Below are 25350 nucleotides of genomic sequence, written 5' to 3' on the forward strand. Positions count from 1 at the left end.
GCTCAAAAGAAAACCCCGCCTTCCGAAGGAGGCGGGGTTTCCCATAACCGATGCCGGAAAGGCTTAGTTCTTCGTCTTGTCGACGAGCGCCTTTTCCGAAATCCAGGGCATCATCGCCCGCAGCTTGGCGCCGACTTCCTCGATCGGATGGGCGTCGTTCAAGCGGCGCGTGGCTTTGAAGCTGGTCTGGTTGACCTTGTTTTCCAGCATCCAGTCGCGGGTGAATTTGCCGGTCTGGATGTCGGTCAGAACGCGCTTCATTTCCGCCTTCGTTTCCGGCGTCACGATGCGCGGGCCGGTGACATATTCGCCGTATTCCGCCGTGTTGGAGATGGAGTAGTTCATGTTCGCGATGCCGCCTTCATAGATCAGGTCGACGATCAGCTTCACTTCGTGCAGGCATTCGAAATAGGCCATTTCCGGCGCGTAACCGGCTTCGACCAGGGTTTCGAACCCGGCGCGGATCAATTCGACGAGACCGCCGCACAGGACGACCTGCTCACCGAACAGATCGGTTTCGCATTCTTCCTTGAAGGTGGTTTCGATGATGCCGGCCTTGCCGCCGCCATTGGCGCAGGCATAGGACAGGGCGATTTCCAGCGCGTTGCCGGACGCGTCACGGTCGACCGCGACCAGGGTCGGAACCCCGCCGCCGCGCAGATATTCGGAACGGACCGTGTGGCCCGGGCCCTTCGGCGCGATCATGAAGACGTCCAAATCGGCGCGCGCTTCGATCAGGTTGAAGTGCACGTTCAGGCCGTGCGCGAAAGAAATGGCCGCGCCTTCCTTCATATTGGCATGCAGTTCGTCGCGATAGATATCGCCCTGCAATTCGTCCGGCGTCAGCATCATGACCAGATCCGCCCATTTGGCGCATTCCGTGGCGGTCATGCATTTGAAGCCCGCGGCTTCCGCTTTCTTGCGGGTGGCGGAATCTTCACGCAGGCCGATAGCGATCTCTTTCACGCCGCTGTCGCGCAGGTTCATCGCATGCGCATGACCCTGGCTGCCGAAACCGATGATGGCGACCTTTTTGGTCTTGATCAGATTGACGTCCGCATCGCGGTCGTAATAGACGCGCATGATTGGCGCTCCCTTCGACTGTCCCAATTATCACAAAGTTGGCGTCATGCGCCAAAACCCGCGTCTCTCTAGCGGTCTTGGGCGGATCGATCAACGTCGGAAATGACGCCGGAGCGGCAAAAAGCCTGTGCCGAGTGTATGATTGTTGCGAAAACGGCTCAGTGGCCGAACTTTTTCTTCGCTTCAGACAGGCTTTTCAGCAACTGTTGACCGACCGATCCGCCGTCGCCCTTGATCTTCTGCTTCGTCACGACCTTGATCAAATCGATATGCGCGTCGATCAGGTCCAAAAGCTGCGGTGAGACTTGGGATTCCTCGTCCGTCACGTCATACAGGGACTTCCCGAACTGGGTCATCAGCGGATAGCCGAAGATACCGCCCTGACCGCGCAGTTCGTGGGCGATTTCGTGCACGGTCGCCATGTGCAGAACCGCGCGTTCGGGTTCTTCCACCATGCGATGGTGCGCCTGGCTCAACTCATCGATGGAATGGGCGACCCAATCGGCATAGTCGCCTTCCATATTGGCGATCTTGCCTTCCGCCGCCTCGATCAGGGCGGGATCGAAGGCCGGTTCGTTCGGGTCGCCGCTGCGACCGCCGGCAAGCTTGGCCTTCAAACCGCGCGGAATGCGGAATTCCCAAACCATTTTGCTGCTGTTTTTTAACGCGGAAAGATCCTTGCCGGAATAGACGACCTCGACATCCTTTTCGGTCAGGATACGTTGATCTTCCTGAACGGGTTTCGCGCGACGCCGACGATCCGGTCCGAAATAGCGCGGGCAATAGATGTACGGGCGCGGATGTTCGATCACCGCCGTCAGGCGCTGCGCCAGCATCGCGGCGGAAAACGGTTTCGCCAGGAATTCGTCGACGCCCGCGTCGCGTGCCGTAAAAATCACGTCCATATCGGCCGCCGCCGACACCATGATGACCGGAATGAACCGGTCCGGCGACCGGTCGGACCGCCGAAGCCAGCGCAGGAACATCGCCCCATCCACGGTCGGCATGAAATAGTCGCAGATGATCAGGTCAACGCCGCTGGTGCCGATCATCGTTCCCTTTGTCCCGGCGGCTGGGGTCATGATCTTGATCGCCTGCTCGCCGTCTTCGGCGATCAGGATGCGTTCGACCCCCAGAGCGCGCAGAACGTTCACGAATACCGACCGCATGAAGGCGCTGTCTTCGACCAGCAGCACGGAAAGTCGGGTAAAATCGAGACGCGCCATATCGTTCCTCTAGGGGTTTCCCCAAAACGGTCTTATTTTTGTTGCCGTATTGGGGCAACACGCCCGCGCGCAAGTCAAGCCATCGCAATAATCGAATGTGAAATGGGACTGCGCTGCTTTCACGGAACGACGCCCCTAGACAAGGATGTTCAGGTAAAATCCCCGCGACGGAATTCCCTTTCGTGGTCCGTTCGCACCGTCGAAGGCCAGGAGGGTCCGCAATCTGTGAAAAGCGCCTTCCAAATCCGACGTAAAGTCCGACCAGCGGCCGTCCGACGACCGCGCGCCGCGTGACGCGCCCGCACCGCGCTGACCATAGTCCGTCGATTGGCCCGGCTTGGGCTGAATTCGATTGTTCGATCCAAATCCGATATCGCTCATGCCGACGATTATGAAGTGCGTCGCCATTCCGTGCAATCGACAGGTGACGCGCCCGCGCGCATCGCTTATACAGCCGTCATGACTGATCGCGAGACGAACGCCCCCACTCCCGCCACCGGCAAACCGGGTAAGAAATCCGCCGCGCCGCAATGGCTGGGATCAGCCATCGAATTCGCGCCGCTGGGGGCCTTTCTGGTCACCTGGCTGTGGTCGAAAGACCTCATGGCCGCGACCGTCGTTGTCATGGTGGCCAGCGCGCTGGCCGTTCTCGTATCCTACCTTGTACATCGCAAGATTCCCTGGATGCCGTTGATGACAGCCATGATCGTCGGCGTTTTCGGCGGTCTGACGCTGTATCTGGCGGACGAAAGCTTCATCAAGATGAAGCCGACAATGATCAACACGCTGTTCGCGGCGATCCTGTTCGGCATGCTGGCGCTGGGCAAATTGCCGCTGAAAAAGCTGCTGGGGCACGCCTTCGAAATGCCGGACAGCGCCTGGAAGACATTGACCGTCCGCACCGGCCTGTTCTTTCTGATCACCGCCATCTTGAACGAGGCCGTCTGGCGCACGCAGCCGACCGAAGTCTGGGTCTATTTCAAGTTTCCCGGCCTGACGGTCCTGACGATCGGGTATTTCCTGTTACAGATTCCGTTCATCATGCGCCACGCCGACCAAAACCAAACGTCCTGAGCCGCCCCCCGCCGGCCCGATACGGGAATATCATGTCCGACCTGACCGCCTATATTGCAGAGGCCGAAGAACATTACCGCCGCAACCGTCTTGAAGATGCCGCCGCGGCCTATGAAAACGCGCTGGAAATCGACCCGAACCACGCCGAAGCCCTGGAATGGCGCGGCGAGATCGCGGTGCAGATGGACGATTACGAAACCGCTGTCGACTGCCTGTCCAAGGCACGCCGCCTGCGCGGGGACGACGTGTTCACCGAATACACCAATCTGGGCCTGTCCTATTACGAACTGAACATGGCCGAAGAAGCTGTCGAAACCCTGTGGCGGGCGGTTCGACGCGACGCGACCGACCTTGTGTCCCATTCCAATCTGGGCAAGGCGCTCTACGACCTTCACGCTCACGGGCATGAGGAAGAGGCCGAAAAGATAGCCGCCGCCTGGATGCGGCAATTCCCGGAAGTTCCGGACGCGCAGCATATCGGCCCGGCGATTTCCGGCCTGGGCCTGCCGGAAACGGCGTCGCCCGCCTATGTCGAGGATATCTTCAACGACTACGCCCCGATCTTCGACGAAAAGCTGGCTGAACTCGGCTACCGTGCCCCGACCTTGATCCTGCAAACGCTGCAGGACCAATTGCCGCCGCCGAACCGCGATCTCGTCGTATTGGACGCCGGTTGCGGCACCGGCCTGTGCGGCCCGTTGCTGACCCCCTATGCCCATCGCCTGGACGGCGTCGACCTGTCGCCCAAGATGTTGGAAAAAGCGCGGGAAAAGGGCCTTTACGACGGCTTGGAGAAAGCGGAATTGACCGCCTATCTGAATAAGGCCGGGGATATGTACGACCTGATCGTCGCCGCCGACGTGCTGTGCTATTTCGGCGACCTGCTGGCGGTCTGCAAGGCGTTCCGCAAGGCCCTGGTGCCGACCGGACGGCTCGGCTTCTCCGTGGAAATCAGCGAAGAGATCGCAGAGGACGGCCCCGGCTATCTGCTCAACCAAAGCGGTCGTTACAAACACGATGCCGACTATATCCGTCAGGTGGTGTCGGACGCGGGTCTGGCCCTGATGGAAGCCCGTCCCGACGTATTGCGCAGCGAGTATGGCGAACCGGTGAACGGTTTGATCGTCACCGCCGCGAAACCGGGTTAATACCTTTTCGTGTATTCGAACCTTAGCTATTCTCCCGGCCATGTCTGATCAAACGGAGCCTCCTCCCCCTTCCGGCGTGGAGCCGAGCATTGCCAAGGCCGCCCCGAAACGGGTCGTCGCCAAGGCCGTAGCGCGCAAATCCGCCGCCGTCGCACCAAAACCTGAGGGACCGGCGGTCTTGCGCACCGTCGCGAAGGGCCACGGCGCATGGGGGGAAGAGAAACGGGGGGAAGAGGAAGCCGCCCCGAAACGGCCCCCGGCCAAACGTCCAGTCGTGAAGGCGACCGTCAAATCGCAGGTCGTCAAGAAAACCGCCCGCCCTGCCGAACCCGCGCCGGAAGACACGGTCACCGGCCCGAAGCAAACGGCGGAGGCGAACCGGGATGCCCTGATGCGTCAAGCGCTGACGGCCCATAGTGACGGTCGCCTGGACGATGCGGTGAACAGTTATCGCAAGGTGCTGCTGGCCGAGCCGGATTTCGCGCCGGCCTGGATCAATCTTGGGGTGCTGCACCGGCGACGCGGCGCCTATGATGCGGCGGTCATCTGCCTGAAGCGCGGCATCGCGTTGAAGCCGGATGACGGCCCGGCCTGGTCGAACCTGGGCAACGCCTTGCGCGCGGTGAACCGGCTGGAAGAAGCCCTTGCGGCCCAGCGCCGCGCCCTGGACCTGTCGCCTGACCTGCCGCGCATCCATTACAATTACGGCCTGACCATCCGCGATGCCGGCGATTTGAAGGAAAGCGAACACGCGCTGCGCCGCGCCCAATTGCTGGGCCATGACAAGCCGGAACTGCGCTGGGACCAATCCCTGACGCATTTGTTGAAAGGCGACCTGAAAAAAGGGTTCGAAGCCTACGAGAACCGTTGGGGCCTGGAAGACGTGCCGCGCCTTCACACGCAGGTCCCCGCCTGGACCGGAGAGCCGCTGGATGGGCGGCGGCTTCTCGTCTGGGCCGAACAGGGGCTGGGCGACACGATCCAGTTCTGCCGCTACCTGACGGGCCGGGAGGAGGGTGCGATCCTGGACCCGCGTCGAGACGAGCTGGTCCTGGAGGTTCAGCAACCCTTGGCGCGGCTGTTACGCAACTCACCCGATTTCGCGCGGGTCAAGATCGTAGAGCGCGGGCGCAGCCTGCCGGAAGTCGATCTCCAAATTCCGCTATTGAGCCTGCCTTATTGCTTCGGCACCGATCTGAAGTCGATCCCGGACCATTGCCCCTATCTGGTCGCACCCGCGAAAACCGGCCATATGGTGCCACCGCGCAAGAACCGCCTGAAAGTCGGGATCGCCTGGGCGGGCAAGCCGACGCATAAGAACGACCGCAACCGATCCATCGACCTGTGCCAGTTCGCGCCGCTGTTCGATCTGCCGAATGTCGATTTCCATTCGCTGCAAAAAGGCGATGCCACGGCCGATATAGACGAGAAAGGCCTGGGCGCGATCATCCGGGATCGCGGCACGACGTTCCGGGATTTCGCGGACACGGCCGCCGTTGTTCGAGATATGGACCTGATCATCAGTATCGATACCTCCGTCGCGCATCTGGCCGGGGCCATGGCGCGGCCGGTCTGGACGTTGCTGCCCTATGCGCCCGACTGGCGTTGGATGATGCGCCGGGACGACAGTCCCTGGTATCCGTCCATGACCCTGTTTCGGCAAACGAGCCCCGGCGATTGGGGAGAAGTGTTCTCCCGCCTGCGGCATGCCCTGATCCGGAAGCTCAAAACGCTGCGCTGATCCGCCTTTCAAGGCATCTTTGATCCTCTGTGGTTCTCAAGAGATCGCTTTCATTGTTTTAGTTTTTGATTTGTTCTCATGAACAAAAGAGAACAAATCAAGAATTTAAATAAGCGAATTCTCTTACCCACCCCTTCCCGCACTTTCAGATCGATTTTCCTGCCTCGATTTTGGGGCGTTTTTACTATTCGAGAACTTTGGATAGGTGGCTTTTTACCTGTATCTACGTTGACTGACAGTGCTTTCCCATGATATCCCATGTTATCCCATAAACGGGACTGATGCGAAAATCCGCTTGGAATTTGTCCGTCCAGGATTGGCATCGAAACGTTGGGGAAAGACCGAAACGCGGGAGAAGCCCGGGTCGAGGCCGACAGAACTAGCCCCGTTCGGACGCGGACGGGTGCGCATCGGGAAAGGGTGACGGCGATCATGGCGCTGTTTACCGGCACGTTCGAGAACAAGGTCGACCGGAAGGGACGCGTTTCCCTGCCGTCCGATTTTCGTGCCGAGCTGCCGGAGGGCGGCGAACGGGTCGTCTATATCTACCCCTCTCCCAAACACGATGCGCTGGAGGCCTGCGACAAGGCCTTCATGCAGCGGCTGGTCGAAGCGATCGAGGATCGCCCCCTCTATTCCGATGAAGAGGAAGACCTGAACCAATCTATCGTCGCCCAGGCCCGCCGCGCCCTGCTGGACGATACCGGACGCCTCGTCCTGCCCCCGGATCACGCCGACCATGCCGGTATCGAAGACAAGGCCGTTTTCGTCGGTCAGGGCAGCCGCTTCCAGATCTGGTCCCCGGACCGCTATGCCGACCATGCGAAGATCACCCGCGAACGGGCGAAATCCCGGACGCTGTCCCTAAAACCAGTCGGAGGGGACAAATGATCGCCGAACAGAACGCCATTCACCTGCCGGTCATGCTGCCGGACGTGCTGACGGCCTTGAAGCCGACGGCGCGCGAAACCTATCTGGACGGCACATTCGGGGCGGGCGGTTACAGCCGCGCCATTCTGGAAGCCGCAGATTGCCGCCTGTTCGCCATCGACCGCGACCCGGACGCCATCGACCGGGGCAAGCCGCTGATCGACGCCTTCGCCGGGCGCCTGACGCTGCTGTCCGGCACTTTCGGCGATATGGACAGCCTGCTGGCCGAAGTCGGCGTCACCCAATTGGACGGCGTCGTGCTGGACCTTGGCGTGTCCTCCCCGCAGATCGACACACCGGAACGCGGTTTCTCCTTCCGCTTCGACGGGCCGCTGGATATGCGGATGAGCCAATCCGGCCCCAGCGCCGCCGATGTCGTGAACCATTGGCAGGAAGAAGAACTGGCCCGGATCATCTGGGAATATGGCGAGGAACGATTCTCCCGCCGGATCGCCAAGGCCATCCTGCGCGAACGGGCCGAAGCGCCGATCGAAACCACCCATCGTCTGGCGGAAATCGTCCGATCCTGCGTGCCGCGCGCGAAGGACAAGATCGATCCCGCGACCCGCACCTTCCAGGCGCTGCGCATTCAGGTGAACGACGAATTGGGCGAATTGGACCGCGCGCTTGCCGCCGCCGAACGCCTTCTGTCGCCGGGCGGCCGCCTTGTCGTCGTCGCCTTCCATTCGCTGGAAGACAAGCGGGTGAAGGCCTTCCTGAAATCCCGATCGGGCCGCGAGGGCGGTGGATCGCGCCATGCGCCTCAGGGTATGACGCCCGCGCGCGCCCCGTCCTTTACCCTGCCGTCGGCCAGCGCGGTCAAACCCAGCAGCGCCGAAGCCTCCCAAAACCCCCGCGCGCGGTCCGCCCGCCTGCGCCTTGCCATTCGCACCCAGGCCGACGCCTGGCCCGACCAACCCGCCCCTTCGGGAAAGAGAGGTTCGCGATGAGAGCGCTTGTGATCGCCGTTTGGATCGTCATGGTCATGATGACCGGCTATGCGCTGTTCCACATCTCCTTCCAGGTCGAAGCGCTGGAGGGGCAGCTTGCCGAACTGAACCAGCAGATCCGGCAGGAACAGGAAGTCATCCATAACCTGCGCGCCGAATGGGCCTATAGCAGCCGCCCCGATTGGATCGAAACCATGGGCGCGGAATTCCTGCCGGACATGCACGGTGTCGAACCGTCTCAGGTCCTGCGCATCGAAGATATTCCTTTCCGTCGGGACGATCCGGCCGTGCCGGAAACCGCCGCCCTACCGGCGCCGTCCCAACCGAAAGCGGCAGAAGCCGCGCCCGCCAACCCGTCGGCCAAAGCCGTCAAGGGCATGGCGACCCCCGTCACGCTTGTGAGGACACAGCAATGATCGGACCGTTCAGAAGAACGCGCCGGCCAAAACCGCCGGAACTCTATTCCCCCCGCAGCAAACCGGGCGGCGACCGCCGCCCGGTGTTGAACTGCGCGCCGACCCGCACCGACGGAACGTTCCGCCGCGCCATCGAAACCGGGCGGTCCCGCCTGTTGATCACCGGCGCCGTGATGAGCTTCGCCTTCGTCGCGGTGGGTCTGCGTCTGGTCGATCTGGCGGCCTTCGCCTCCCCGACCGCGACCAGCGCGCCGATGCATGCCGAAACCGCCTACCGCATGCATACCGACCGCGCGACGATCACCGACCGCAACGGCGTCATCGTGGCGACCAGCCTGACGACGACGTCGCTGGCCGCGCGCCCGGACCGGATGCTCGATCCCGTCGACGCCGCGCGTAAGCTGGCGCAGGTTTTCCCGGAACTGGACCCGGCCGAATTGACGGCCAAGCTGACCTCCGGCTCCCCCTTCGTCTACATCCATCGCAAGGTCACGCCGAAGATGGAACAGGCGGTGATGGAACTGGGCATCCCCGGCCTGGAATTCGAACGCGACGAAACCCGCGTTTATCCGCACGGCCCGCTAATGGCGCATGTCCTGGGCTTCACCGATGTCGACGGGCGCGGCCTCGCCGGAATCGAACAGGGCATGGAATCGGTCCTGAAAGGCAGCGACGATCCGCTGCGCCTGTCCATCGACGTCCGGTTCCAGCACGCCGCCCATCAGGAACTGAAGAAAGCCATCGACACCTATAGCGCCATCGGCGGCGCTGCGCTGGTCACGGACGTTCGTACCGGCGAGATCCTGGCCATGGTGTCGATGCCCGATTTCGACCCGAACCATCCTGCGGACTCGCCCGCCGTGAACCGCTTCAACCGGGCGACGTTCGGGACTTACGAACTGGGTTCCACCTTCAAGATCTTCAACACGGCGATGGCGCTGGACAGCGGCGTCACCACGCTGGCCGACGGGTATGACGCCAGCGAACCCATCCGCATCAGCCGGTTCACGATCAACGATTACCACGCGAAGAACCGGTTCCTGACGGTGCCGGAAATCTTCATTTACAGCTCCAATATCGGCTCCGCCAAAATGGCGCTGGATGTCGGCCCGCCCGCGCAGAAGGCGTTCATGGAACGCCTGGGCATGTTGCAGCCGATCGCGCTGGAAATCCCGGAAACCGGGCGTCCGCAATATCCGGATGTTTGGGCGCCGATCTATACGATGACTATTTCCTATGGCCATGGCCTGTCCGTGACGCCGCTGCATCTGGCCGAAGGCGTCGGCGCGATGCTGAACGGCGGGATGCTGATGCCGGCGACGCTGCTGGCCCGCGATAACGTGCCGACCGGGCGTCGCGTCGTGTCCGAACAGGTTAGCTACGACATGCGCCGCCTGATGCGTCTGAACGCCGTTTACGGGTCGGGCAAGGCCGCCCAGGTCAACGGGCTGATGGTCGGCGGCAAGACCGGAACAGCGGAAAAACCGGGCGGCAGCAAGGGGTATAACCGCCGCTCGCTGATTTCCTCCTTCGTCGCGGCCTTCCCAATGACCGATCCGCGCTATGTCGTCTATGTCGTTTTGGACGAACCGCAGGGAACGAAGGAAACCTACGGCTATGCCACCGGCGGTTGGGTCGCGGCCCCGGCGGCCGGAGCGATCGTCGAACGGATTGCCGGAATCGCCGGAATCGCGCCGATAGAAGAGAACGCGCCCGAGATTCAGCACGCCTTTGCCATAGATCTGCCGGAGGAAACGAAGAAGCTCGCCTCGCTGCGTCAATAGACGCGGCGGGATCAAGCCTGTGTGAAGGATGAAAGAAAGAGGATGAACGCAGACAGACTATTGCCCGACATTCCCCTAACCGGACTGACGGCGGACAGCCGAAAGGTCCGTCCGGGCTATCTGTTTGCCGCAATTCCGGGCACCGTCGCTGACGGTGCCGCCTTCATTTCCGACGCTATCGCCCGCGGGGCCGTTGCGATCCTGGCGCCGCCCGGCATCGACACCTGGACTATCGGCGCCAATGTCACGCTGGTCAGCGACGCTAATCCGCGCCGCCGCCTTGCCCGAATGGCCGCCGCTTTCTACACGCCGCAGCCGGACACGATCGTCGGCGTCACCGGCACGAATGGAAAAAGTTCCGTCGCCGGGTTCACGCGCCAGATTTGGACGGCGATGGGCCTGCGATCGTGCAGCATCGGGACCCTGGGCATCGAAGGTCCCGGCTATGAAGGTGGCGAAGGTCTGACCACGCCGGACCCGGTCGACCTGCACCGCGAAATGGCGGCCATGGCGCTGGCCGGAACCGACCATGTCGCGATGGAAGCCTCCAGCCACGGCCTGGACCAGCATCGCATGGACGGTGTGCGCTTCAGCGCCGCCGCCTTCACCAATTTGAGCCACGAGCATCTGGACTACCATCACAGCATGGAAGCCTATCGTCAGGCGAAACTGCGCCTGTTCGAGGAACTGGTGCCGCGCGGCGGTACCTGCATCGTGAATACCTGCGCGGCGGAGCACGACACGATTGCGAATATCGCGTCGGACCGTGGGTTGCGCATGATTTCCTACGGCCTGGTCAACGGCATGATCCGTTGTATCGAAGCGTCTGAACAGCGGGGCGGATATGCCGCCGTGCTGGACGTCATGGGCGAGCGCGTGCCGGTCGATTTTCCCCTTCCCGGCCGGTTCCAACTGGAAAACGCATTGGCGGCGCTGGGTCTTGTCATCGCGACGGGCAGCGACCCGCGTATCGCGGCCCAAACCCTGTCGCGCCTGGAAGGCGTGCGGGGACGCCTGCAATTGGCCGGAAGCCGCGTCAACGGCGCCCGCGTCTTCGTCGATTACGCCCATAAGGCGGAAGCGCTGAAAACCGTTCTGACCACGCTGCGTCCATTTGTGAAGGGGCGTCTTGTCGTCGCCTTCGGCTGCGGCGGGGACCGCGACACCGGCAAACGCCCGGTCATGGGCCGCTATGCCGCCGAATTCGCCGATGCCGTGATTGTCACCGACGACAATCCGCGCACGGAGGATGCGGCGTCGATCCGCAAGGAAGTCCTGGCCGGATGTCCTGACGCCACGGAAATCGGCGACCGGGCGGAGGCTATCGCCGCCGCCGTTGCCGGTCTGGGTCCGGAAGACGTGCTGCTGATCGCGGGCAAGGGTCACGAAACCGGTCAAAAGATCGGCACGGAAATCCTGCCCTTCGACGATTTCGAACAGGCGCGGACCGCCATCGCTGCCGCGGACGGGGTGACGCCATGACGGCCCCGCTCTGGACATCGGCCATGGCGGATGCCGCGCTGAAGACACGGTCCTATCAGACCTGGGAGGCGACCGGCGTCAGCATCGACAGTCGCTCCCTGGCGGCGGGCGATATGTTCGTCGCGCTGAAGGGCCCCAATCACGACGGTCACGACCATGTCGCGAAGGCGATCGGCGAAGGTGCCGCCGCCGCCGTGGTCGAATCCTCCTGGGCCGCCGACCGATCGCAGAATCTGCCTCTGGTTCCCGTCACGGATACGATGGAGGCGCTGCGGGACCTCGCCCGCCACAAGCGCGAAACCGTGGCGGCGAAATTCATCGGCGTCACCGGTAGCGTCGGCAAGACCGGTACGAAGGAAAGCCTCGCGCTCGCCCTGTCTCAATTGGGCGAAACGCATAAGACGATGGGCAATCTGAACAACCATATCGGTTTGCCGCTGACCCTCGCCCGCCTGCCGGACAGCGCCCGTTTCGCCGTCCTGGAAATGGGCATGAACCACAGCGGCGAAATCGACGAACTGTCCAAACTGGGCCGCCCGCATGTCGCCATCATCACGACGGTCGAAGCGGTGCATCTGGAATTCTTCAATTCCGTTGAAGGCATCGCCGACGCCAAGGCCGAGATTTTCGACGGCATGATGCCGGGCGGCACGGCAATCCTGCCGCGCGACAATGAACAGTACGACCGCCTGCGGAAAAAGGCGGTCGCCGCCGGGGTCGAAACCATCCTGGGCTTCGGTTGGCACGAAGACGCCGATATCCGGCTGGTGGACTGCGACCTGCGCGCCGACCATTCCCTGGCGCAGGTCCGCATGAACGGCCGAGACTTCAGCTACAAGGTCGGCGCGCCGGGCCTGCATTGGGTGGTCAACGGCTTGGCCGTGCTGGGCGCCGTTGCGGCGCTGGGCGGCGATCCGGAACAGGCCGCCGCCGCCATGGCCGCCGTGAAGGCGGCGCGGGGTCGCGGTGCCTCACGGTCCATCGCCCTACCCACTGGCGGCAGTTTCCAATTGATCGACGAAAGCTACAACGCCAGCCCGGCATCCGTTCGCGCGGCCATCGCCGTTTTGGGAGCAACACCGCCGAAGACCGGGGGTCGCCGCATCGCCGTCTTGGGCGATATGCGCGAACTGGGCAATGCCGGGTCGGATCTGCATGCGGCCCTGGCCAAGGACCTAATCGCCGCGGAAATCGACAAGGTTTTCTGCTGCGGCCCTGTAATCCGGTCGCTTTGGGACGCCCTCCCCCAGTCCATGCGCGGCGGCTATGCCGAAGTGTCGGACGATCTGGTCGCCCCGGTCTGCGCGGCGATCGGGCAAGGCGATATCGTAACGGTCAAGGGATCGCTCGGCACCCGCATGGCGCCGATCATCCAGGCCCTGGACGATCTTGTATCCGACGCGGCCGCGACGGCCCGACCGGCAACCGGTTCCTGAAGGAGACGGAAGATGCTTTACACCCTCCTCTCCCCCTTCGCGGATACGTTTCCGGGGCTCAACCTGTTCCGCTACCTGACCTTCCGCACCGGCGGGGCGATCATGACGGCGCTGGTGATCAGTTTCCTGATCGGCCCGGCGGTGATCCGCTGGCTGAAGTCCAAACAGCGCGGGGCCAGCAACATTCGAGACGACGTCCCCGAAGGCCATCTGGCAAAGGCCGGAACCCCAACCATGGGCGGTTTCCTGATCCTGATTGCCCTGTCGCTGTCTACGTTGCTGTGGGCCGATATCGGAAACGGCTATGTCTGGATCGTCGTGCTGGTCACGGTGGGTTTCGGGTCGATCGGATTCATGGACGACTATCTGAAACTGACGAAGCGGAATTCGAAAGGCCTGCCAGGCAAACTGAAGCTTCTGGGCCAGATCGTCGTCGCGGGCATCGCATCGGCCTGGTTCCTGTATCTGACGCCGGACCCGTTGGCTGCCGGTCTTGCGGTCCCGTTCCTGAAGGACACGCTGATCAATCTGGCCTGGTTCTTCATGCCCTTCGCCATCTTCGTCATGGTCGGCGCGTCGAATGCCGTCAACCTGACGGACGGGTTGGACGGGTTGGCCATCGTCCCGGTGATGATCGCCGCCGGGTGCTTCGGGCTGATCGCCTATCTGGTCGGAAACGCGGTTTATTCAAACTATCTGGGCATCCACTATGTCGCGGGCAGCGGCGAACTGGCGGTGTTCTGCGGCGCGATCCTGGGGGCCGGTCTGGGCTTCCTGTGGTTCAACGCACCGCCCGCCATGGTGTTTATGGGTGACACCGGATCGCTGTCCCTGGGCGGCGCACTGGGCGCGATGTCCGTCATCACCAAACACGAAATCGTCCTGGCCATCATCGGCGGGTTGTTCGTCCTGGAAACAGTGTCCGTGATCGTCCAGGTCGTCAGCTTCAAGACGACAGGCAAACGCGTCTTCGCCATGGCGCCCTTGCACCACCATTTCGAAAAGAAGGGGTGGAAAGAACCGACCATCGTGATCCGCTTTTGGATCATTGCCGCGATCCTGGCCCTCGTCGGTCTGGCCACGCTGAAACTGAGGTGAGGAAATGACCGCCGCCTCCCCCATCCGCGCGCTGACCGCCTATGCCAACCGCATCGTTTTCGTGGTCGGCCTGGGCAAGTCCGGCATGAGCGCCGCCCGCGCCTTGAAAGCGGGCGGGGCCAGCGTGCATTGCTGGGACGACGGTGAGGCGGCGCGGAAGAAGGCGGCGGACGAAGGCTTCACCCTCACCGATCCCAGCAAGAGCCTGCTGCTCGCGGCAGCGGAAGCTCTGGTCCTCGCACCGGGCATCCCGCTGACCCATCCGACACCGCATCCATCGGTCGTCGCGGCGAAGGCGGCGCGCGTCCCCGTGCTGGGCGACATCGAACTTCTGTATCGCGCGGAACCGGACGCGACCTATATCGGGATCACCGGCACCAATGGGAAATCCACGACCACCGCCCTGATCGGTCACATGCTGAGCCGGGCCGGGGTCGATGTCGCCGTCGGCGGCAATCTGGGGACGGCGGCGCTGACGCTGCCCAAGGCATCTGTCTACGTCCTGGAAATGTCGTCGTATCAGTTGGACCTGACCGTCAGCCCGATGTTCGATATCGCGGTCTTGTTGAACGTCACGCCGGATCACCTGGACCGGCACGGCGGCATGAACGGCTATATCCAGGCGAAGGAACGCATCCTGCGGTCGCATGACGACGACAGCACCGCCATTATCGGTACAGACACGCCGGAAACCGCGGAAATCGCCAATCGCCTGCTGACCGAAGGCCGGAACATTGTCCGTATCGCGAAGGACAGCCGCCCCGTCGCCGACCTGATCGACAGCGGCGCCTGCCCGGCTCTGGCGGGCGATCATAACAAACAGAACGCGGCCGCGGCCTATGCCGTCGGGCGCGCCCTAGGCCTGGATGAGGAAACGATCCTGGACGGGATTCGCAGCTTCCCCGGCCTCGCGCACCGGCAGGAGCGGATCGCGACCCTGGACGGCATCGTCTATATCAACGATTCCAAGGCGACGAATGCCGACGCCGCCGCCCGCGCCCTATCCGCCTTCGACGGCATCTATTGGATCGCGGGCGGACGGGAAAAAGACGGCGGTTATGCCGATCTCGACCCCTATCTGCCGCATGTTCGGCATGCCTTCCTGATCGGGGAAGCGATGGCCAACATGGCGGCCTGGATCGCCCAACGCGTGCCGGTCACCCTGTCCGGAACGCTGGCGGAGGCCGTATCCGCCGCGCATGCAACAGCCTCGAATGACGGGTCGGGCACGGTGCTGCTGTCCCCGGCCTGCGCATCCTTCGACCAATATCAGAATTTCGAAATCCGGGGCGACGCCTTCCGGGATTTGGTGCTGGCACTGCCGGCAACGGCACGCATCGTCCATTCGACACGGGAGGCCGCGTGATGGCTATCGCACGGAACGACACATCGGTCCTGGGCCGCTGGTGGTGGACCGTCGACCGCTGGACGCTGGTCGCGGTGACCGTCCTGGCCGTGCTGGGCCTGTTGATGACCCTGTCCGCCAGCCCGTCCGTCGCGGAACGTATCGGTGTCGACCCGCTGCATTTCGTGCGCAAGCAAGCCGTGCTGTTGTTGCCCGCCCTGGTCGCGATGCTGGGCGTGTCCCTGATGGACCCCCGGTCCGTGCGCCGCTTGGCGCTGATGATGCTGGGCGGGTCGATTCTGCTGCTGATCGGGACGCTGTTCATCGGCGCGGAAATCAAGGGCGCCACGCGCTGGGTATCCATCGCGGGCTTCACCGTTCAGCCGTCCGAATTCGCCAAACCCGCCTTCGCCGTCGTCGCCGGCTGGCTGTTCGCCGCCCGCCGTCTGGGCGAACCGATCCCCGGCTATGCCCTGGCCTGCGCGCTCTATGCGCTTGTCGTCGGCTTGTTGCTGCTGCAACCGGATGTCGGTCAGGCGACCGTCGTCACCGCCATTTTCGGCGTTCAGTTTTTCCTGGCCGGTCTGCCGATGGTGCTGGTCATCCTGATGGTCATGGGCAGCGTCAGCGCGCTGGTCGGCGCCTATTTCGTCTTCCCCCATGTACAGAGCCGTATCGACCGTTTCCTGGACCCGACGGCGGGCGATACCTATCAGATCGACAAGGCGCGCGAAGCCTTTATGAACGGCGGTCTGTTCGGCCGCGGTCCGGGCGAAGGCATCGTGAAGATGAGCATCCCCGACAGCCATGCCGATTTCGTCTTCGCCGTCGCGGGGGAGGAATTCGGCCTGATCGCCTGTCTGCTGATCGTTGCGCTATTCGCCTTCATCGTCATGCGCGGTTTCGCGCGTGTGCTACAGGACAACGACCTGTTCGCCGTGATTGCCGCAACCGGGCTGTTGGTGCAGTTCGGCTTGCAGTCGCTCATCAACATGGCCTCGACGCTCAGCCTTATCCCGACCAAGGGCATGACGCTTCCCTTCCTGTCCTACGGCGGGTCGTCGCTGCTGGCGCTCGGCATCGGCATGGGCATGCTGCTGGCCCTGACGCGCAGGCGATTGGGGGTGCTGTCGTGACGACACTCGGCCCCATCGTCCTCGCCACCGGCGGCACCGGCGGTCATGTCTTCCCCGCTCAGGCCTTGGCGGAGGAACTGAAACGACGTGGTTTCCATCTGGCACTGGTAACGGATCGTCGCGGCGACGCCTATTCCGGTCCGCTGGGCGAATTGGAAGCGCACACGATAAAAGCAGCGGGCGTGTCCGGTAAGGGCGTCATGGCGCGGATCGGCGCCGTCGGCCAATTGTTCGTCGGCTATTTTCAGGCGCGCGCGCTCCTCAACAAGCTGGCCCCCTCCGCCGTCGTCGGTTTCGGTGGCTATCCCAGCGTGCCGACCATGGTCGCGGCCAGCCATCTGGGCTTGAAGACCGCGATCCATGAACAGAACGCTGTGCTGGGCCGGGCCAACCGGTTGTTGGCAGGCCGGGTCGACCGGATCGCGCTCAGCTTCGATGAAACGGACAGCCTGTCCGACCGCGACCGCGCGAAAAGCGAACGCACCGGCAATCCCGTCCGTCCCGAAATCGCGGCGCTTGCCGGGCGTCCCTTTGCCCCGCCGGAACCGGGTGGACCGATCCGCATTCTGGTCATCGGCGGCAGCCAGGGCGCGCAGATCCTGGGGGAGGCCGTGCCCGCCGCCCTCGCCGCCCTGCCGGACGACATCCGCACACGCTTGTCCGTGGAACAACAGTCCCGCCCGGAACAGTTGGCCGCGGTGAAATCCGCCTATGCCAAATCCGGTATCGACGCGGATATCCGCCCCTTCTTCGACGACATGCCCGCCCGCTTGTCGCGCGCGCATTTGCTGATCAGCCGTGCCGGGGCCTCGACATTGGCGGAAATGACCGCCGTCGGTCTGCCCGGTATTCTGATCCCCTACGCCTATGCCATCGACGATCATCAGGCAGCGAATGCCGCACGGTTAAGCGATGCGGGCGGCGGTTGGGCGATCCCGCAAAAGGACGTGACGCCGGAAGACCTGACCCGGCGATTGAAACAAATTCTAGGCAATCCGGCGGTTCTCGCCGCCGCCGCCCATGCTTCCGCCCGTACCGGTATCCCCGCCGCGACCCAGCGCCTCGCCGATCTGGTGGAAGCATTGGCGCTCGGCAAGGCCGTCTCCGACACTTCTTCACCGCAGGAGACACGCTGATGCGCATGCCCCTCACCCTCGGTCGCCTGCACTTCGTCGGTATCGGCGGGATCGGCATGTCCGGCATTGCGGAGGTCATGCACAATCTCGGCTATACCGTGTCCGGGTCCGACATGTCGGATAACGCCAATGTGAAACGCCTGCGCGATCTGGGCATCGATGTGCGCATCGGCCATACGGCGGAAAATTCCGAAGGCGCCGCCGTCGTCGTCGTGTCCACGGCGGTGAAACGCGACAATCCGGAAGTCGCCGCCGCCCGTGCCGCCCATGTGCCGGTCGTCCGCCGCGCCGAAATGCTGGCCGAGCTGATGCGCCTGAAATGGTCCGTCGCCATCGGCGGCACGCACGGCAAGACGACCACGACCTCCCTGATCGCGCAAATGCTGGAAACGGCGAAGATGGACCCGACCGTCATCAACGGCGGCATCATCAACGCCTATGGCACCAATGCCCGCCTGGGCCAGGGCGACTGGCTGGTCGCCGAAGCGGATGAAAGCGACGGCACCTTCGTGAAGCTGCCCGCGACCATCGCGGTCGTGACGAATATCGATCCGGAACACATGGACCATTACGGATCCTTCGACGCGCTGCGCGACGCGTTCCGGACCTTCGTCCAGAATATTCCGTTCTATGGCTTCGCCGCCGTCTGCATCGATCACCCCGAAGTCCAAGCCCTGATCGGCCGGATTGAAGATCGCCGCATCATTTCCTATGGCTTCTCGCCGCAGGCCGAAATCCGCGCGGTCGAGCACAAGGCCGGCCCGGACGGATACGACCTGACCGTCGAAATCGCGTCCAGGACCGGTGCGCCGCGCCGGATCGACAACATCCGCCTGCCGATGCATGGCGACCATAACGTCCTGAACGCGCTGGCCGCCATCGGCGTCGCGGTTGAAATGGAACTGGGCGACGACATCATTCGGGAAGCTCTGGCCGCCTTCAAGGGGGTCAAGCGACGCTTCACGCGTACCGGGGTCTGGAACGACGTTACGATTATCGACGATTACGGCCATCACCCGGTGGAAATCGCCGCCGTGTTGAAGGCCGCCCGGCAGGCGACCCGCAACCGTGTCCTGGCGGTCGTCCAGCCGCACCGTTATACCCGACTGCGCGATCTGTTCGAAGACTTCTGCACCTGCTTCAACGATGCCGACATGGTCTTCGTCGCCCCGGTCTACACCGCCGGGGAATCGCCGATCGACGGCGCGGATCGCGACCATCTGGTGGAAGGCCTGCGGGCACGCGGCCATCGGTCGGTTCAGGCTATCGAGGGCGAAAACGACCTGCCCTACGCGATCCGCGAGGCCGCGAAGCCGGGCGATTTCGTGATCTGCCTCGGTGCCGGGTCGATTTCCGCTTGGGCCAACGCCCTGCCCGACCGCCTTGCGGCGGGAGGAGGCGCATGATGGCCGCCGCAACCCAATCGCTGATCGACCGGCTGCCCGCCGTGACGGGCCGCATCACCCAGGGCGGCGCGCTGTCCAAAGTGACGTGGTTCCAGGTCGGCGGCCCGGCGGAGGTCCTGTTCAAGCCGGACGATCTGGCGGACCTGCAAACCTTCCTGGCCGGAACGCCTACCGATATCCCGATCATGCCGATCGGCGTGGGGTCGAACCTTCTGGTGCGCGACGGCGGTGTAGACGGGGTTGTCCTGCGTCTGGGCCGCGACTTCGCGGAAATCGCCGTCGATGGGAATGACATCACCGCAGGCGCCGCCGCGCTGGATGCCAATGTCGCGAAGGTCGCCGCCAATGCGCGCCTGACGGGTCTTGAGTTCCTTTCCGGTATTCCCGGCACCATCGGCGGCGCGTTGCGCATGAATGCCGGGGCATACGGGACGGAAACCAAGGATGTGCTGATCTGGGCGGAAGCGCTGGATCGGACCGGCGCCCTGCATCGCCTGACCGCCGCCGACATGCAGTTCGACTACCGTCATTGCGGCGTGCCCGCCGACTGGATTTTTGTCCGGGCCCGGTTCCGCGCGGAACCCGGCGACCCTGAGGCGATCAAGGCCCGCATGGCGGAAATTCAGGAAAGCCGGGGCGCGAGCCAGCCCATCCGCAGCCGCACCGGCGGGTCGACCTTCCGCAATCCGCCGGGCGGCAAGGCCTGGCAGGCGATCGACGCGGCGGGCTGCCGCGGGATGAGGGTCGGCGGGGCGCAGGTATCGGAACAACACTGCAATTTCCTGATCAACACCGGTGACGCAAGTGCCGCCGACCTCGAAGCCCTGGGCGAGGAAGTGCGTCGCCGCGTGAAGGAAAGTCAGGGCATCGATCTGACCTGGGAAATCAAACGCATCGGGAGAGCCGCCGGATGAGCAAGACCGTAACCGTCCTGATGGGAGGTTTTTCCGCGGAACGCGAAGTCTCGCTGTCTTCCGGCAAGGCCTGCGCGGATGCCCTGGAAAATGCCGGTTACGCGGTCACCCGCCTGGACGTAACGCGCGATATTCCGGCCTTGATGGCGGCGCTGGATCCGCGTCCGGATGTCGTGTTTAACGCCCTTCACGGTCGTTGGGGCGAAGACGGCGCGATCCAATCGCTGCTGGATATGATGGCGATCCCTTACACCCATTCGGGCCGCCTGACCTCCGCCGTTGCCATGGACAAGCCGCTGTCGGTTCAATTGTTCCGCGATGCGGGCCTGCCGACGGCGCAACACATCGTATGCGAAATCGACGACTTGCGCAGTCAGCCGGATCCGATGCCCCGTCCCTTCGTGGTCAAACCGGCGCATGAAGGATCTTCCGTCGGTGTCTATATCGTACAGGAAGGGACCAACGGGCCGGATTACGCCAATTGGGCCTACGGCACCGCCATGGTCGAAGAATACGTGCCCGGTCTGGAACTGACCGTCGGCGTCATGGGCGGCAAGGCGATGGCCGTGACCGAATTGCGCGTGACGAAGGGCTTCTACGACTACGACGCCAAATATACCGACGGGATCACCGAACATCTGTGCCCCGCGCCGATCCCGGATTCGCTGACAGATGCCTGCAAGGACATTGCCGAACGCGCCCATGTCGCATTGGGCTGCCGGGGCGTCAGCCGGTCAGACTTCCGATACGACCCGGAAACAGGCCGCCTGATCATTCTGGAGGTCAATACCCAGCCGGGGATGACGCCGTTGAGCCTCGTTCCGGAACAGGCGCGGCATCTGGGCATGCGGTTTGAGGAATTGGTGAGTTGGATGGTGGAGAACGCGACATGCGATCCCTAGGGCGAGCGAAAAAGCCTGCCGGGCGGGCGGCGAAGGAACCGGCAACCGGACGGACGGTCCGGCGGGCCAAGGCGGCACGCCCGCGCTTGGAAGTCGGCAGAATAATGTCCCATCTGAAACTGGGGGGCTTAAGCCTCGCCGGTCTCGCCGTCGCAGGCATGGTTGCCTATGGCATGTCCACCGGCGCACCGACGCTAATTGCGGATTGGGGCCGCCGGGCGGTCTTTGACGTAACCGCCGATATGGGGCTTGCGATTAAGGAAGTCTATGTCGTCGGGCGCCGGGAAGTCGCCCGCGACGATCTGCTGGATGCATTGGGCACGGGCGTCGGCGCGTCGATCCTATCCGTCGATCCGGACGCCGTGCGGGAACGCCTGGAAGGCCTGGGCTGGGTCAAATCCGCAACCGTCCGTCGGCGATTGCCGGACACGATCGTCCTGGCGTTGGAGGAACGGAAGGCCGTCGCGATTTGGCAGCATGAAGACCGCTTCGTCCTGATCGACGAGGATGGCGTCACCATCGGTGAAAAAGATGTGCACCGGCACGGTCATTTAAAGGTGGTCGTCGGGCCCGACGCACCGCAACATGTGATGACGTTGCTGGCCATCCTGCGGTCCGAACCGGAGTTGGAAGATCGCGTGGTCGCCGCGGTCCGCATGGGCGGTCGCCGCTGGAATCTGCGCCTGGACGGCGGAATCGATGTCCGCCTGCCGGAAGAAGGCGCGCAGGAAGCCTGGCATAAACTGGCCAATTACCAGCGTGAACATGAAATCCTGTCGCGTGCGGTCGGCGCGATCGATTTGCGGTACCCGGACCGGACGGCCGTCCAATTGACGGAGCCGGGCCTGCAGGAAGTCAAAGGGCGACGTCTCGGCAAGGATACCTGAGGACAGTTACGAAACAGCTAGGAAAGGCGACGCCGCCGCTTGTGGGAAGGGCAAGGAAGCGGATGGCGATTTTGAAGGAAGAACGGAAGTGGCCACGAGAAAACTGACGGCGTTGGATGTCGGATCCACGAAAATCTGCTGCTTCATCGCGGAAGTGTCGGAAGCGGGACGCATTCGCGTAACCGGTATGTCGCACCAACAGTCCGCCGGGCTCAAGGGCGGCGTCGTCGTCGATATGGAAAGCGCCTATCGCGCGATCCTCAGCGCCGTTCATTCGGCGGAACAGATGGCCGGAACGACGATCGAAGATGTCGTCGTCTCCGTCAACGGCGGTCGCCCGCTCAGCACGACCGTCACCCGGGAAATGGTTATCGGCGGCGGGGCGATCCGCGACGGCGACCTGTCGCGCCTGATCCAGGACGCGCGCGGCGCGGCGGAACTGGACGACCGCATGCTGTTGCATGCCATCCCCATCGGCTATTCGGTGGATGGCGGACCGCTGCTGCGCGAACCGCGCTCCATGCATGCCCAGACGCTCGGCATGCGCATGCATCTGGTCACCGCCAATGAAGGCGCGGTGCAGAACCTCGTGAACTGCGTCGCGCGGTGCCACCTGCAGGTTTCCGACTTCGCCCTCGCCCCCTATGCCGCCGGTCTGTCGGCACTGGTGGAGGACGAAAAGGACCTGGGGGCGACGGTCATCGACATGGGCGGCGGGACGACCAGCTTCTGCGTCTTCTATGAAGGCGCCGCGGTCTATGGCGACTGCCTGCCGGTCGGCGGCCAGCATGTGACCGCCGATATCGCGCGCGGCCTGTCGATCACGCTGCATCAGGCCGAACGCCTGAAAACACTATATGGTTCATGCCTGCCCGCGCCGTCCGACGACCGCGAATTGATCGACGCGCCGCGCATCGGGGAAGAAGACGACGCCTCCCCCAATCGCGTCCCGAAAAGCTTCCTCGTCTCCATTATCATGCCGCGGCTTGAGGAGACGTTCGAACTGGTCAAGAAGCGCCTGGACGCGTCCGGCGCCGCCGGCATGGCGGGCCAACGCGTCGTGCTCACCGGCGGGGCGAGTCAGTTGCCGGGTGTCCGGGAATTGGCGAATCGCATCCTGGGCAAGCAGGTACGGCATGGGCGGCCGTTGAAAATTTCCGGCCTCGCGGAAGCGACGGGCGGACCGGCCTTCGCTACGGCGGCGGGCCTTTTGCACTTCGCCGTCGACGACTGCGGCGAGGCGCGCGTCACCGCCACGCAGAATCATGCGAATCGATCCGGCCTTTTTTCGAAGGTCGGTGAATGGTTTCGTGGCTTTTAAGCAACACACCAAGTAAAATATGGTAAAAAAATAGCCGGTGCGCAGAAAAAATAGGTCGAAAAGGTGCGAATCACCTAACAGTCGATTCGGTACGAAACGCCGTAACGAATCAGCCCGGCTACAGTAGCGTCGCTCGAAGGAGGCGAAACATGAGCATCAATTTCATGGCACCGGAGGCCGATGCCGACCTGAAGCCCCGCATCATCGTCGTCGGGGTCGGCGGCGCGGGCGGGAACGCGGTCAACAACATGATCCGCTCCAACCTGGAAGGGGTGGAGTTCGTTGTGGCGAATACCGACGCGCAAGCGCTCAAACACTCCCAAGCGGATCGGAAAATCCAGCTCGGCCACTCGGTGACACAGGGGCTGGGCGCCGGGGCGCGACCGGAAATCGGGCGCGAGGCCGCAATCGAGACGCTTGAGGAATCGATGGAATTCCTCAAAGGCGCGAACATGGTCTTCTTTACCGCCGGCATGGGTGGCGGCACGGGAACGGGCGCCGCCCCGGTCCTTGCCGAAGCGTGCCGCGATGCGGGCATGTTGACCGTCGGTGTCGTGACCAAGCCGTTCCACTTCGAAGGCGCCCATCGCATGCGCGCCGCCGAACAGGGCATCGAGGAACTGCAAAGCTTCGTCGATACGCTGATCATCATTCCGAACCAGAATCTGTTCCGCGTCGCGAACGAAAAGACGACCTTCGCCGACGCGTTCAAGATGGCGGACGATGTTTTGTATTCCGGCGTCCGGGGCGTGACCGACCTTATGGTCATGCCGGGCCTCATCAACCTCGACTTCGCCGACATTCGCACGGTGATGAGCGAGATGGGTAAGGCCATGATGGGCACCGGCGAGGCCGAAGGCGACAACCGTGCCATCCTGGCGGCGGAAAGCGCCATTTCGAACCCGCTGCTGGAAGACGTGTCGATGAAGGGCGCGCGCGGCGTGCTGATCAACATCACCGGCGGTCCGGATATGACCCTGTTCGAGGTCGACGAGGCCGCAAACCGTATCCGCGAGGAAGTCGACGCCGACGCCAACATCATCTTCGGGTCGACCTTCGACGAGAACCTGGAAGGCATGATGCGGGTATCGGTCGTCGCGACGGGTATCGAAAGCGAGGCCGCCATGGCCGGTCGCCCGGTTTCCCGCGCCTCCGTCACGCCGCTGCGTCCGCGCAAACTGGACCCGGTTGCCGAGGATATCGAAATCGCCGCGTCCGCGACGATGGAAACCGTCGACGCGCCGGAAATGGATGCCGATCCCTACGACGATGCCGTCGCCTATGACGACACCGCCGCGGCGACCGCCGATTATGACACGGACGCCTATGCCGAACCGGCAGCGGCTGAAGACGCCGTGGGCCATGAAGAACCGGCGCGCGAAACCGGCCTGTTCGACAATCTGACCCAACCGGAAGCGACGACCGCCGAAGGCGTGCAGGAAGAAGCCGAAGTCGCATCCGCGCCGGACGCCCCGCAAACCGTGCCGGAGCCGGTTCGTCCCAAAGACGCCTTCATCCCGCCGCGTCCGGTTCGTCCGGAGGAATTGAAGCGGGGGCCGGCACGCGCCGCCGAACCGTTTCGCGAAGCGGACCTGATGAATGCGGGCGAGACCGAAGCCCGCCCGACGAAGTCAAAGCCCAGCCTGTTCAGCCGCGCCATCGGTCTGGGCCTAGGCGGCAGCGTGGGACATAAAACGGCTCCGTCCAAACCGGCGGAACCGCAGATGATTCGACCGGCCCAAGCGACGGCGCAACAAGCCACGCCGAAACCGGAACCGGCAATGCAACGTCCAGCGGCCCCGCAACAAGCGGCACAGACCGCCGCCGCGCCGCAGCATCGCCCCGCCGAAGCGGACCTGGCCCCGTCCAAGGCGGATGAGGAAATGCTGGAAATCCCGGCCTTCCTGAGGCGGCAGGCAAATTGATCGGACAGTC

At 63.5% G+C, this 25350-nt stretch carries 22 protein-coding genes; 19 read left to right on the forward strand and 3 right to left on the reverse strand.

The genetic code is table 11. The features are described from left to right. Positions 1-63: 63 nt before the first annotated feature. The 3 genes from ilvC to HH303_RS08510 all read right to left on the reverse strand — a co-directional run bounded on the left by ilvC (position 64) and on the right by HH303_RS08510 (position 2717). Positions 64-1083, reverse strand: coding sequence for a ketol-acid reductoisomerase (gene ilvC, locus HH303_RS08500; RefSeq protein ID WP_169624797.1), 1020 nt, complete (start codon positions 1081-1083; stop codon positions 64-66). A gap of 158 nt (positions 1084-1241) precedes the next feature. Continuing rightward, a complete protein-coding gene (locus HH303_RS08505; RefSeq protein WP_169624798.1) occupies positions 1242-2309 on the reverse strand; it encodes a response regulator in 1068 nt (355 codons plus the stop codon). 135 nt (positions 2310-2444) lie between these two features. Next, positions 2445-2717 (reverse strand): hypothetical protein, encoded by a 273-nt coding sequence (locus HH303_RS08510; RefSeq protein ID WP_169624799.1) that lies wholly within the window; start codon positions 2715-2717, stop codon positions 2445-2447. Positions 2718-2768: 51 nt separating this feature from the next. Between HH303_RS08510 and HH303_RS08515 the strand changes: the two genes are divergently transcribed. The 19 genes from HH303_RS08515 (at position 2769) to ftsZ (ending at position 25340) form a co-directional block, all read left to right on the forward strand. Next, on the forward strand, positions 2769-3383 hold the full coding sequence (locus HH303_RS08515; protein WP_169624800.1) for an inner membrane-spanning protein YciB: 615 nt from the start codon (positions 2769-2771) through the stop codon (positions 3381-3383). A gap of 32 nt (positions 3384-3415) precedes the next feature. Beyond that, positions 3416-4531, forward strand: coding sequence for a class I SAM-dependent DNA methyltransferase (locus HH303_RS08520; protein WP_169624801.1), 1116 nt, complete (start codon positions 3416-3418; stop codon positions 4529-4531). A 40-nt stretch (positions 4532-4571) separates the two neighbouring features. Beyond that, complete coding sequence (locus HH303_RS08525) at positions 4572-6272, forward strand: tetratricopeptide repeat protein (RefSeq protein ID WP_169624802.1); 1701 nt, start codon at positions 4572-4574, stop codon at positions 6270-6272. A 432-nt stretch (positions 6273-6704) separates the two neighbouring features. Continuing rightward, entirely contained in the window at positions 6705-7163 is a 459-nt protein-coding gene (locus HH303_RS08530) for a division/cell wall cluster transcriptional repressor MraZ (RefSeq protein ID WP_169624803.1), read from the forward strand. After that, the gene (gene rsmH, locus HH303_RS08535) at positions 7160-8152 is read left to right on the forward strand and encodes a 16S rRNA (cytosine(1402)-N(4))-methyltransferase RsmH (RefSeq protein ID WP_169624804.1); all 993 of its coding nucleotides are present in this window, start codon (positions 7160-7162) and stop codon (positions 8150-8152) included. The genes HH303_RS08530 and rsmH overlap by 4 nt, the downstream gene beginning before the upstream one ends. After that, positions 8149-8568 carry a cell division protein FtsL gene (gene ftsL / locus HH303_RS08540; RefSeq protein WP_169624805.1) on the forward strand — a complete coding sequence of 140 codons (420 nt, stop codon included), beginning with the start codon at positions 8149-8151 and terminating at the stop codon, positions 8566-8568. The genes rsmH and ftsL overlap by 4 nt, the downstream gene beginning before the upstream one ends. Next, positions 8565-10352, forward strand: coding sequence for a peptidoglycan D,D-transpeptidase FtsI family protein (locus HH303_RS08545; protein ID WP_169624806.1), 1788 nt, complete (start codon positions 8565-8567; stop codon positions 10350-10352). Before ftsL ends, HH303_RS08545 begins: the two co-directional genes overlap by 4 nt. Positions 10353-10394: 42 nt before the next feature. After that, complete coding sequence (locus tag HH303_RS08550) at positions 10395-11834, forward strand: UDP-N-acetylmuramoyl-L-alanyl-D-glutamate--2,6-diaminopimelate ligase (RefSeq protein WP_169624807.1); 1440 nt, start codon at positions 10395-10397, stop codon at positions 11832-11834. Next, on the forward strand, positions 11831-13270 hold the full coding sequence (locus tag HH303_RS08555; RefSeq protein WP_169624808.1) for a UDP-N-acetylmuramoylalanyl-D-glutamyl-2,6-diaminopimelate--D-alanyl-D-alanine ligase: 1440 nt from the start codon (positions 11831-11833) through the stop codon (positions 13268-13270). The genes HH303_RS08550 and HH303_RS08555 overlap by 4 nt, the downstream gene beginning before the upstream one ends. A 12-nt stretch (positions 13271-13282) precedes the next feature. Continuing rightward, on the forward strand, positions 13283-14368 hold the full coding sequence (gene mraY, locus HH303_RS08560) for a phospho-N-acetylmuramoyl-pentapeptide-transferase (RefSeq protein WP_169624809.1): 1086 nt from the start codon (positions 13283-13285) through the stop codon (positions 14366-14368). Positions 14369-14372: 4 nt separating this feature from the next. Then, the gene (murD, locus tag HH303_RS08565) at positions 14373-15734 is read left to right on the forward strand and encodes a UDP-N-acetylmuramoyl-L-alanine--D-glutamate ligase (RefSeq protein ID WP_227421627.1); all 1362 of its coding nucleotides are present in this window, start codon (positions 14373-14375) and stop codon (positions 15732-15734) included. Further along, a complete protein-coding gene (ftsW, locus tag HH303_RS08570) occupies positions 15734-16849 on the forward strand; it encodes a putative lipid II flippase FtsW (RefSeq protein ID WP_169624810.1) in 1116 nt (371 codons plus the stop codon). Before murD ends, ftsW begins: the two co-directional genes overlap by 1 nt. Continuing rightward, positions 16846-17985: an undecaprenyldiphospho-muramoylpentapeptide beta-N-acetylglucosaminyltransferase gene (murG, locus tag HH303_RS08575; RefSeq protein WP_319637348.1), complete on the forward strand. Its 1140-nt coding sequence runs from the start codon at positions 16846-16848 to the stop codon at positions 17983-17985. Before ftsW ends, murG begins: the two co-directional genes overlap by 4 nt. Further along, positions 17982-19391, forward strand: coding sequence for a UDP-N-acetylmuramate--L-alanine ligase (gene murC, locus HH303_RS08580; RefSeq protein ID WP_169625095.1), 1410 nt, complete (start codon positions 17982-17984; stop codon positions 19389-19391). The genes murG and murC overlap by 4 nt, the downstream gene beginning before the upstream one ends. Further along, positions 19388-20305, forward strand: coding sequence for a UDP-N-acetylmuramate dehydrogenase (gene murB, locus HH303_RS08585; RefSeq protein WP_169624811.1), 918 nt, complete (start codon positions 19388-19390; stop codon positions 20303-20305). The genes murC and murB overlap by 4 nt, the downstream gene beginning before the upstream one ends. Further along, positions 20302-21207: a D-alanine--D-alanine ligase gene (locus HH303_RS08590; protein ID WP_169624812.1), complete on the forward strand. Its 906-nt coding sequence runs from the start codon at positions 20302-20304 to the stop codon at positions 21205-21207. Before murB ends, HH303_RS08590 begins: the two co-directional genes overlap by 4 nt. After that, positions 21195-22094 (forward strand): cell division protein FtsQ/DivIB, encoded by a 900-nt coding sequence (locus HH303_RS08595; RefSeq protein WP_169624813.1) that lies wholly within the window; start codon positions 21195-21197, stop codon positions 22092-22094. The genes HH303_RS08590 and HH303_RS08595 overlap by 13 nt, the downstream gene beginning before the upstream one ends. An 88-nt stretch (positions 22095-22182) precedes the next feature. Further along, on the forward strand, positions 22183-23415 hold the full coding sequence (ftsA, locus tag HH303_RS08600; RefSeq protein ID WP_169624814.1) for a cell division protein FtsA: 1233 nt from the start codon (positions 22183-22185) through the stop codon (positions 23413-23415). 149 nt (positions 23416-23564) lie between these two features. Continuing rightward, a complete protein-coding gene (gene ftsZ, locus HH303_RS08605) occupies positions 23565-25340 on the forward strand; it encodes a cell division protein FtsZ (RefSeq protein ID WP_169624815.1) in 1776 nt (591 codons plus the stop codon). Positions 25341-25350: the final 10 nt, after the last annotated feature.

The organism is Pacificispira spongiicola, assembly GCF_012926505.1.
GTDB classification, from domain to species: domain Bacteria; phylum Pseudomonadota; class Alphaproteobacteria; order UBA8366; family Aestuariispiraceae; genus Pacificispira; species Pacificispira spongiicola.

Bases quoted from the DNA above. Each gene is read 5' to 3' on its own strand.
- ftsW (WP_169624810.1), top strand. From the start codon at position 15,734: ATGGCTATCGCACGGAACGACACATCGGTCCTGGGCCGCTGGTGGTGG.
- rsmH (WP_169624804.1), top strand. From the start codon at position 7,160: ATGATCGCCGAACAGAACGCCATTCACCTGCCGGTCATGCTGCCGGAC.
- ftsL (WP_169624805.1), top strand. From the start codon at position 8,149: ATGAGAGCGCTTGTGATCGCCGTTTGGATCGTCATGGTCATGATGACC.
- HH303_RS08510 (WP_169624799.1), bottom strand. From the start codon at position 2,717: ATGGCGACGCACTTCATAATCGTCGGCATGAGCGATATCGGATTTGGA.
- HH303_RS08595 (WP_169624813.1), top strand. From the start codon at position 21,195: ATGCGATCCCTAGGGCGAGCGAAAAAGCCTGCCGGGCGGGCGGCGAAG.
- HH303_RS08520 (WP_169624801.1), top strand. From the start codon at position 3,416: ATGTCCGACCTGACCGCCTATATTGCAGAGGCCGAAGAACATTACCGC.
- HH303_RS08525 (WP_169624802.1), top strand. From the start codon at position 4,572: ATGTCTGATCAAACGGAGCCTCCTCCCCCTTCCGGCGTGGAGCCGAGC.
- mraY (WP_169624809.1), top strand. From the start codon at position 13,283: ATGCTTTACACCCTCCTCTCCCCCTTCGCGGATACGTTTCCGGGGCTC.
- murD (WP_227421627.1), top strand. From the start codon at position 14,373: ATGACCGCCGCCTCCCCCATCCGCGCGCTGACCGCCTATGCCAACCGC.
- HH303_RS08530 (WP_169624803.1), top strand. From the start codon at position 6,705: ATGGCGCTGTTTACCGGCACGTTCGAGAACAAGGTCGACCGGAAGGGA.
- HH303_RS08550 (WP_169624807.1), top strand. From the start codon at position 10,395: ATGAACGCAGACAGACTATTGCCCGACATTCCCCTAACCGGACTGACG.
- murB (WP_169624811.1), top strand. From the start codon at position 19,388: ATGATGGCCGCCGCAACCCAATCGCTGATCGACCGGCTGCCCGCCGTG.
- ftsZ (WP_169624815.1), top strand. From the start codon at position 23,565: ATGAGCATCAATTTCATGGCACCGGAGGCCGATGCCGACCTGAAGCCC.
- HH303_RS08555 (WP_169624808.1), top strand. From the start codon at position 11,831: ATGACGGCCCCGCTCTGGACATCGGCCATGGCGGATGCCGCGCTGAAG.
- ilvC (WP_169624797.1), bottom strand. From the start codon at position 1,083: ATGCGCGTCTATTACGACCGCGATGCGGACGTCAATCTGATCAAGACC.
- HH303_RS08505 (WP_169624798.1), bottom strand. From the start codon at position 2,309: ATGGCGCGTCTCGATTTTACCCGACTTTCCGTGCTGCTGGTCGAAGAC.
- HH303_RS08590 (WP_169624812.1), top strand. From the start codon at position 20,302: ATGAGCAAGACCGTAACCGTCCTGATGGGAGGTTTTTCCGCGGAACGC.
- HH303_RS08545 (WP_169624806.1), top strand. From the start codon at position 8,565: ATGATCGGACCGTTCAGAAGAACGCGCCGGCCAAAACCGCCGGAACTC.
- HH303_RS08515 (WP_169624800.1), top strand. From the start codon at position 2,769: ATGACTGATCGCGAGACGAACGCCCCCACTCCCGCCACCGGCAAACCG.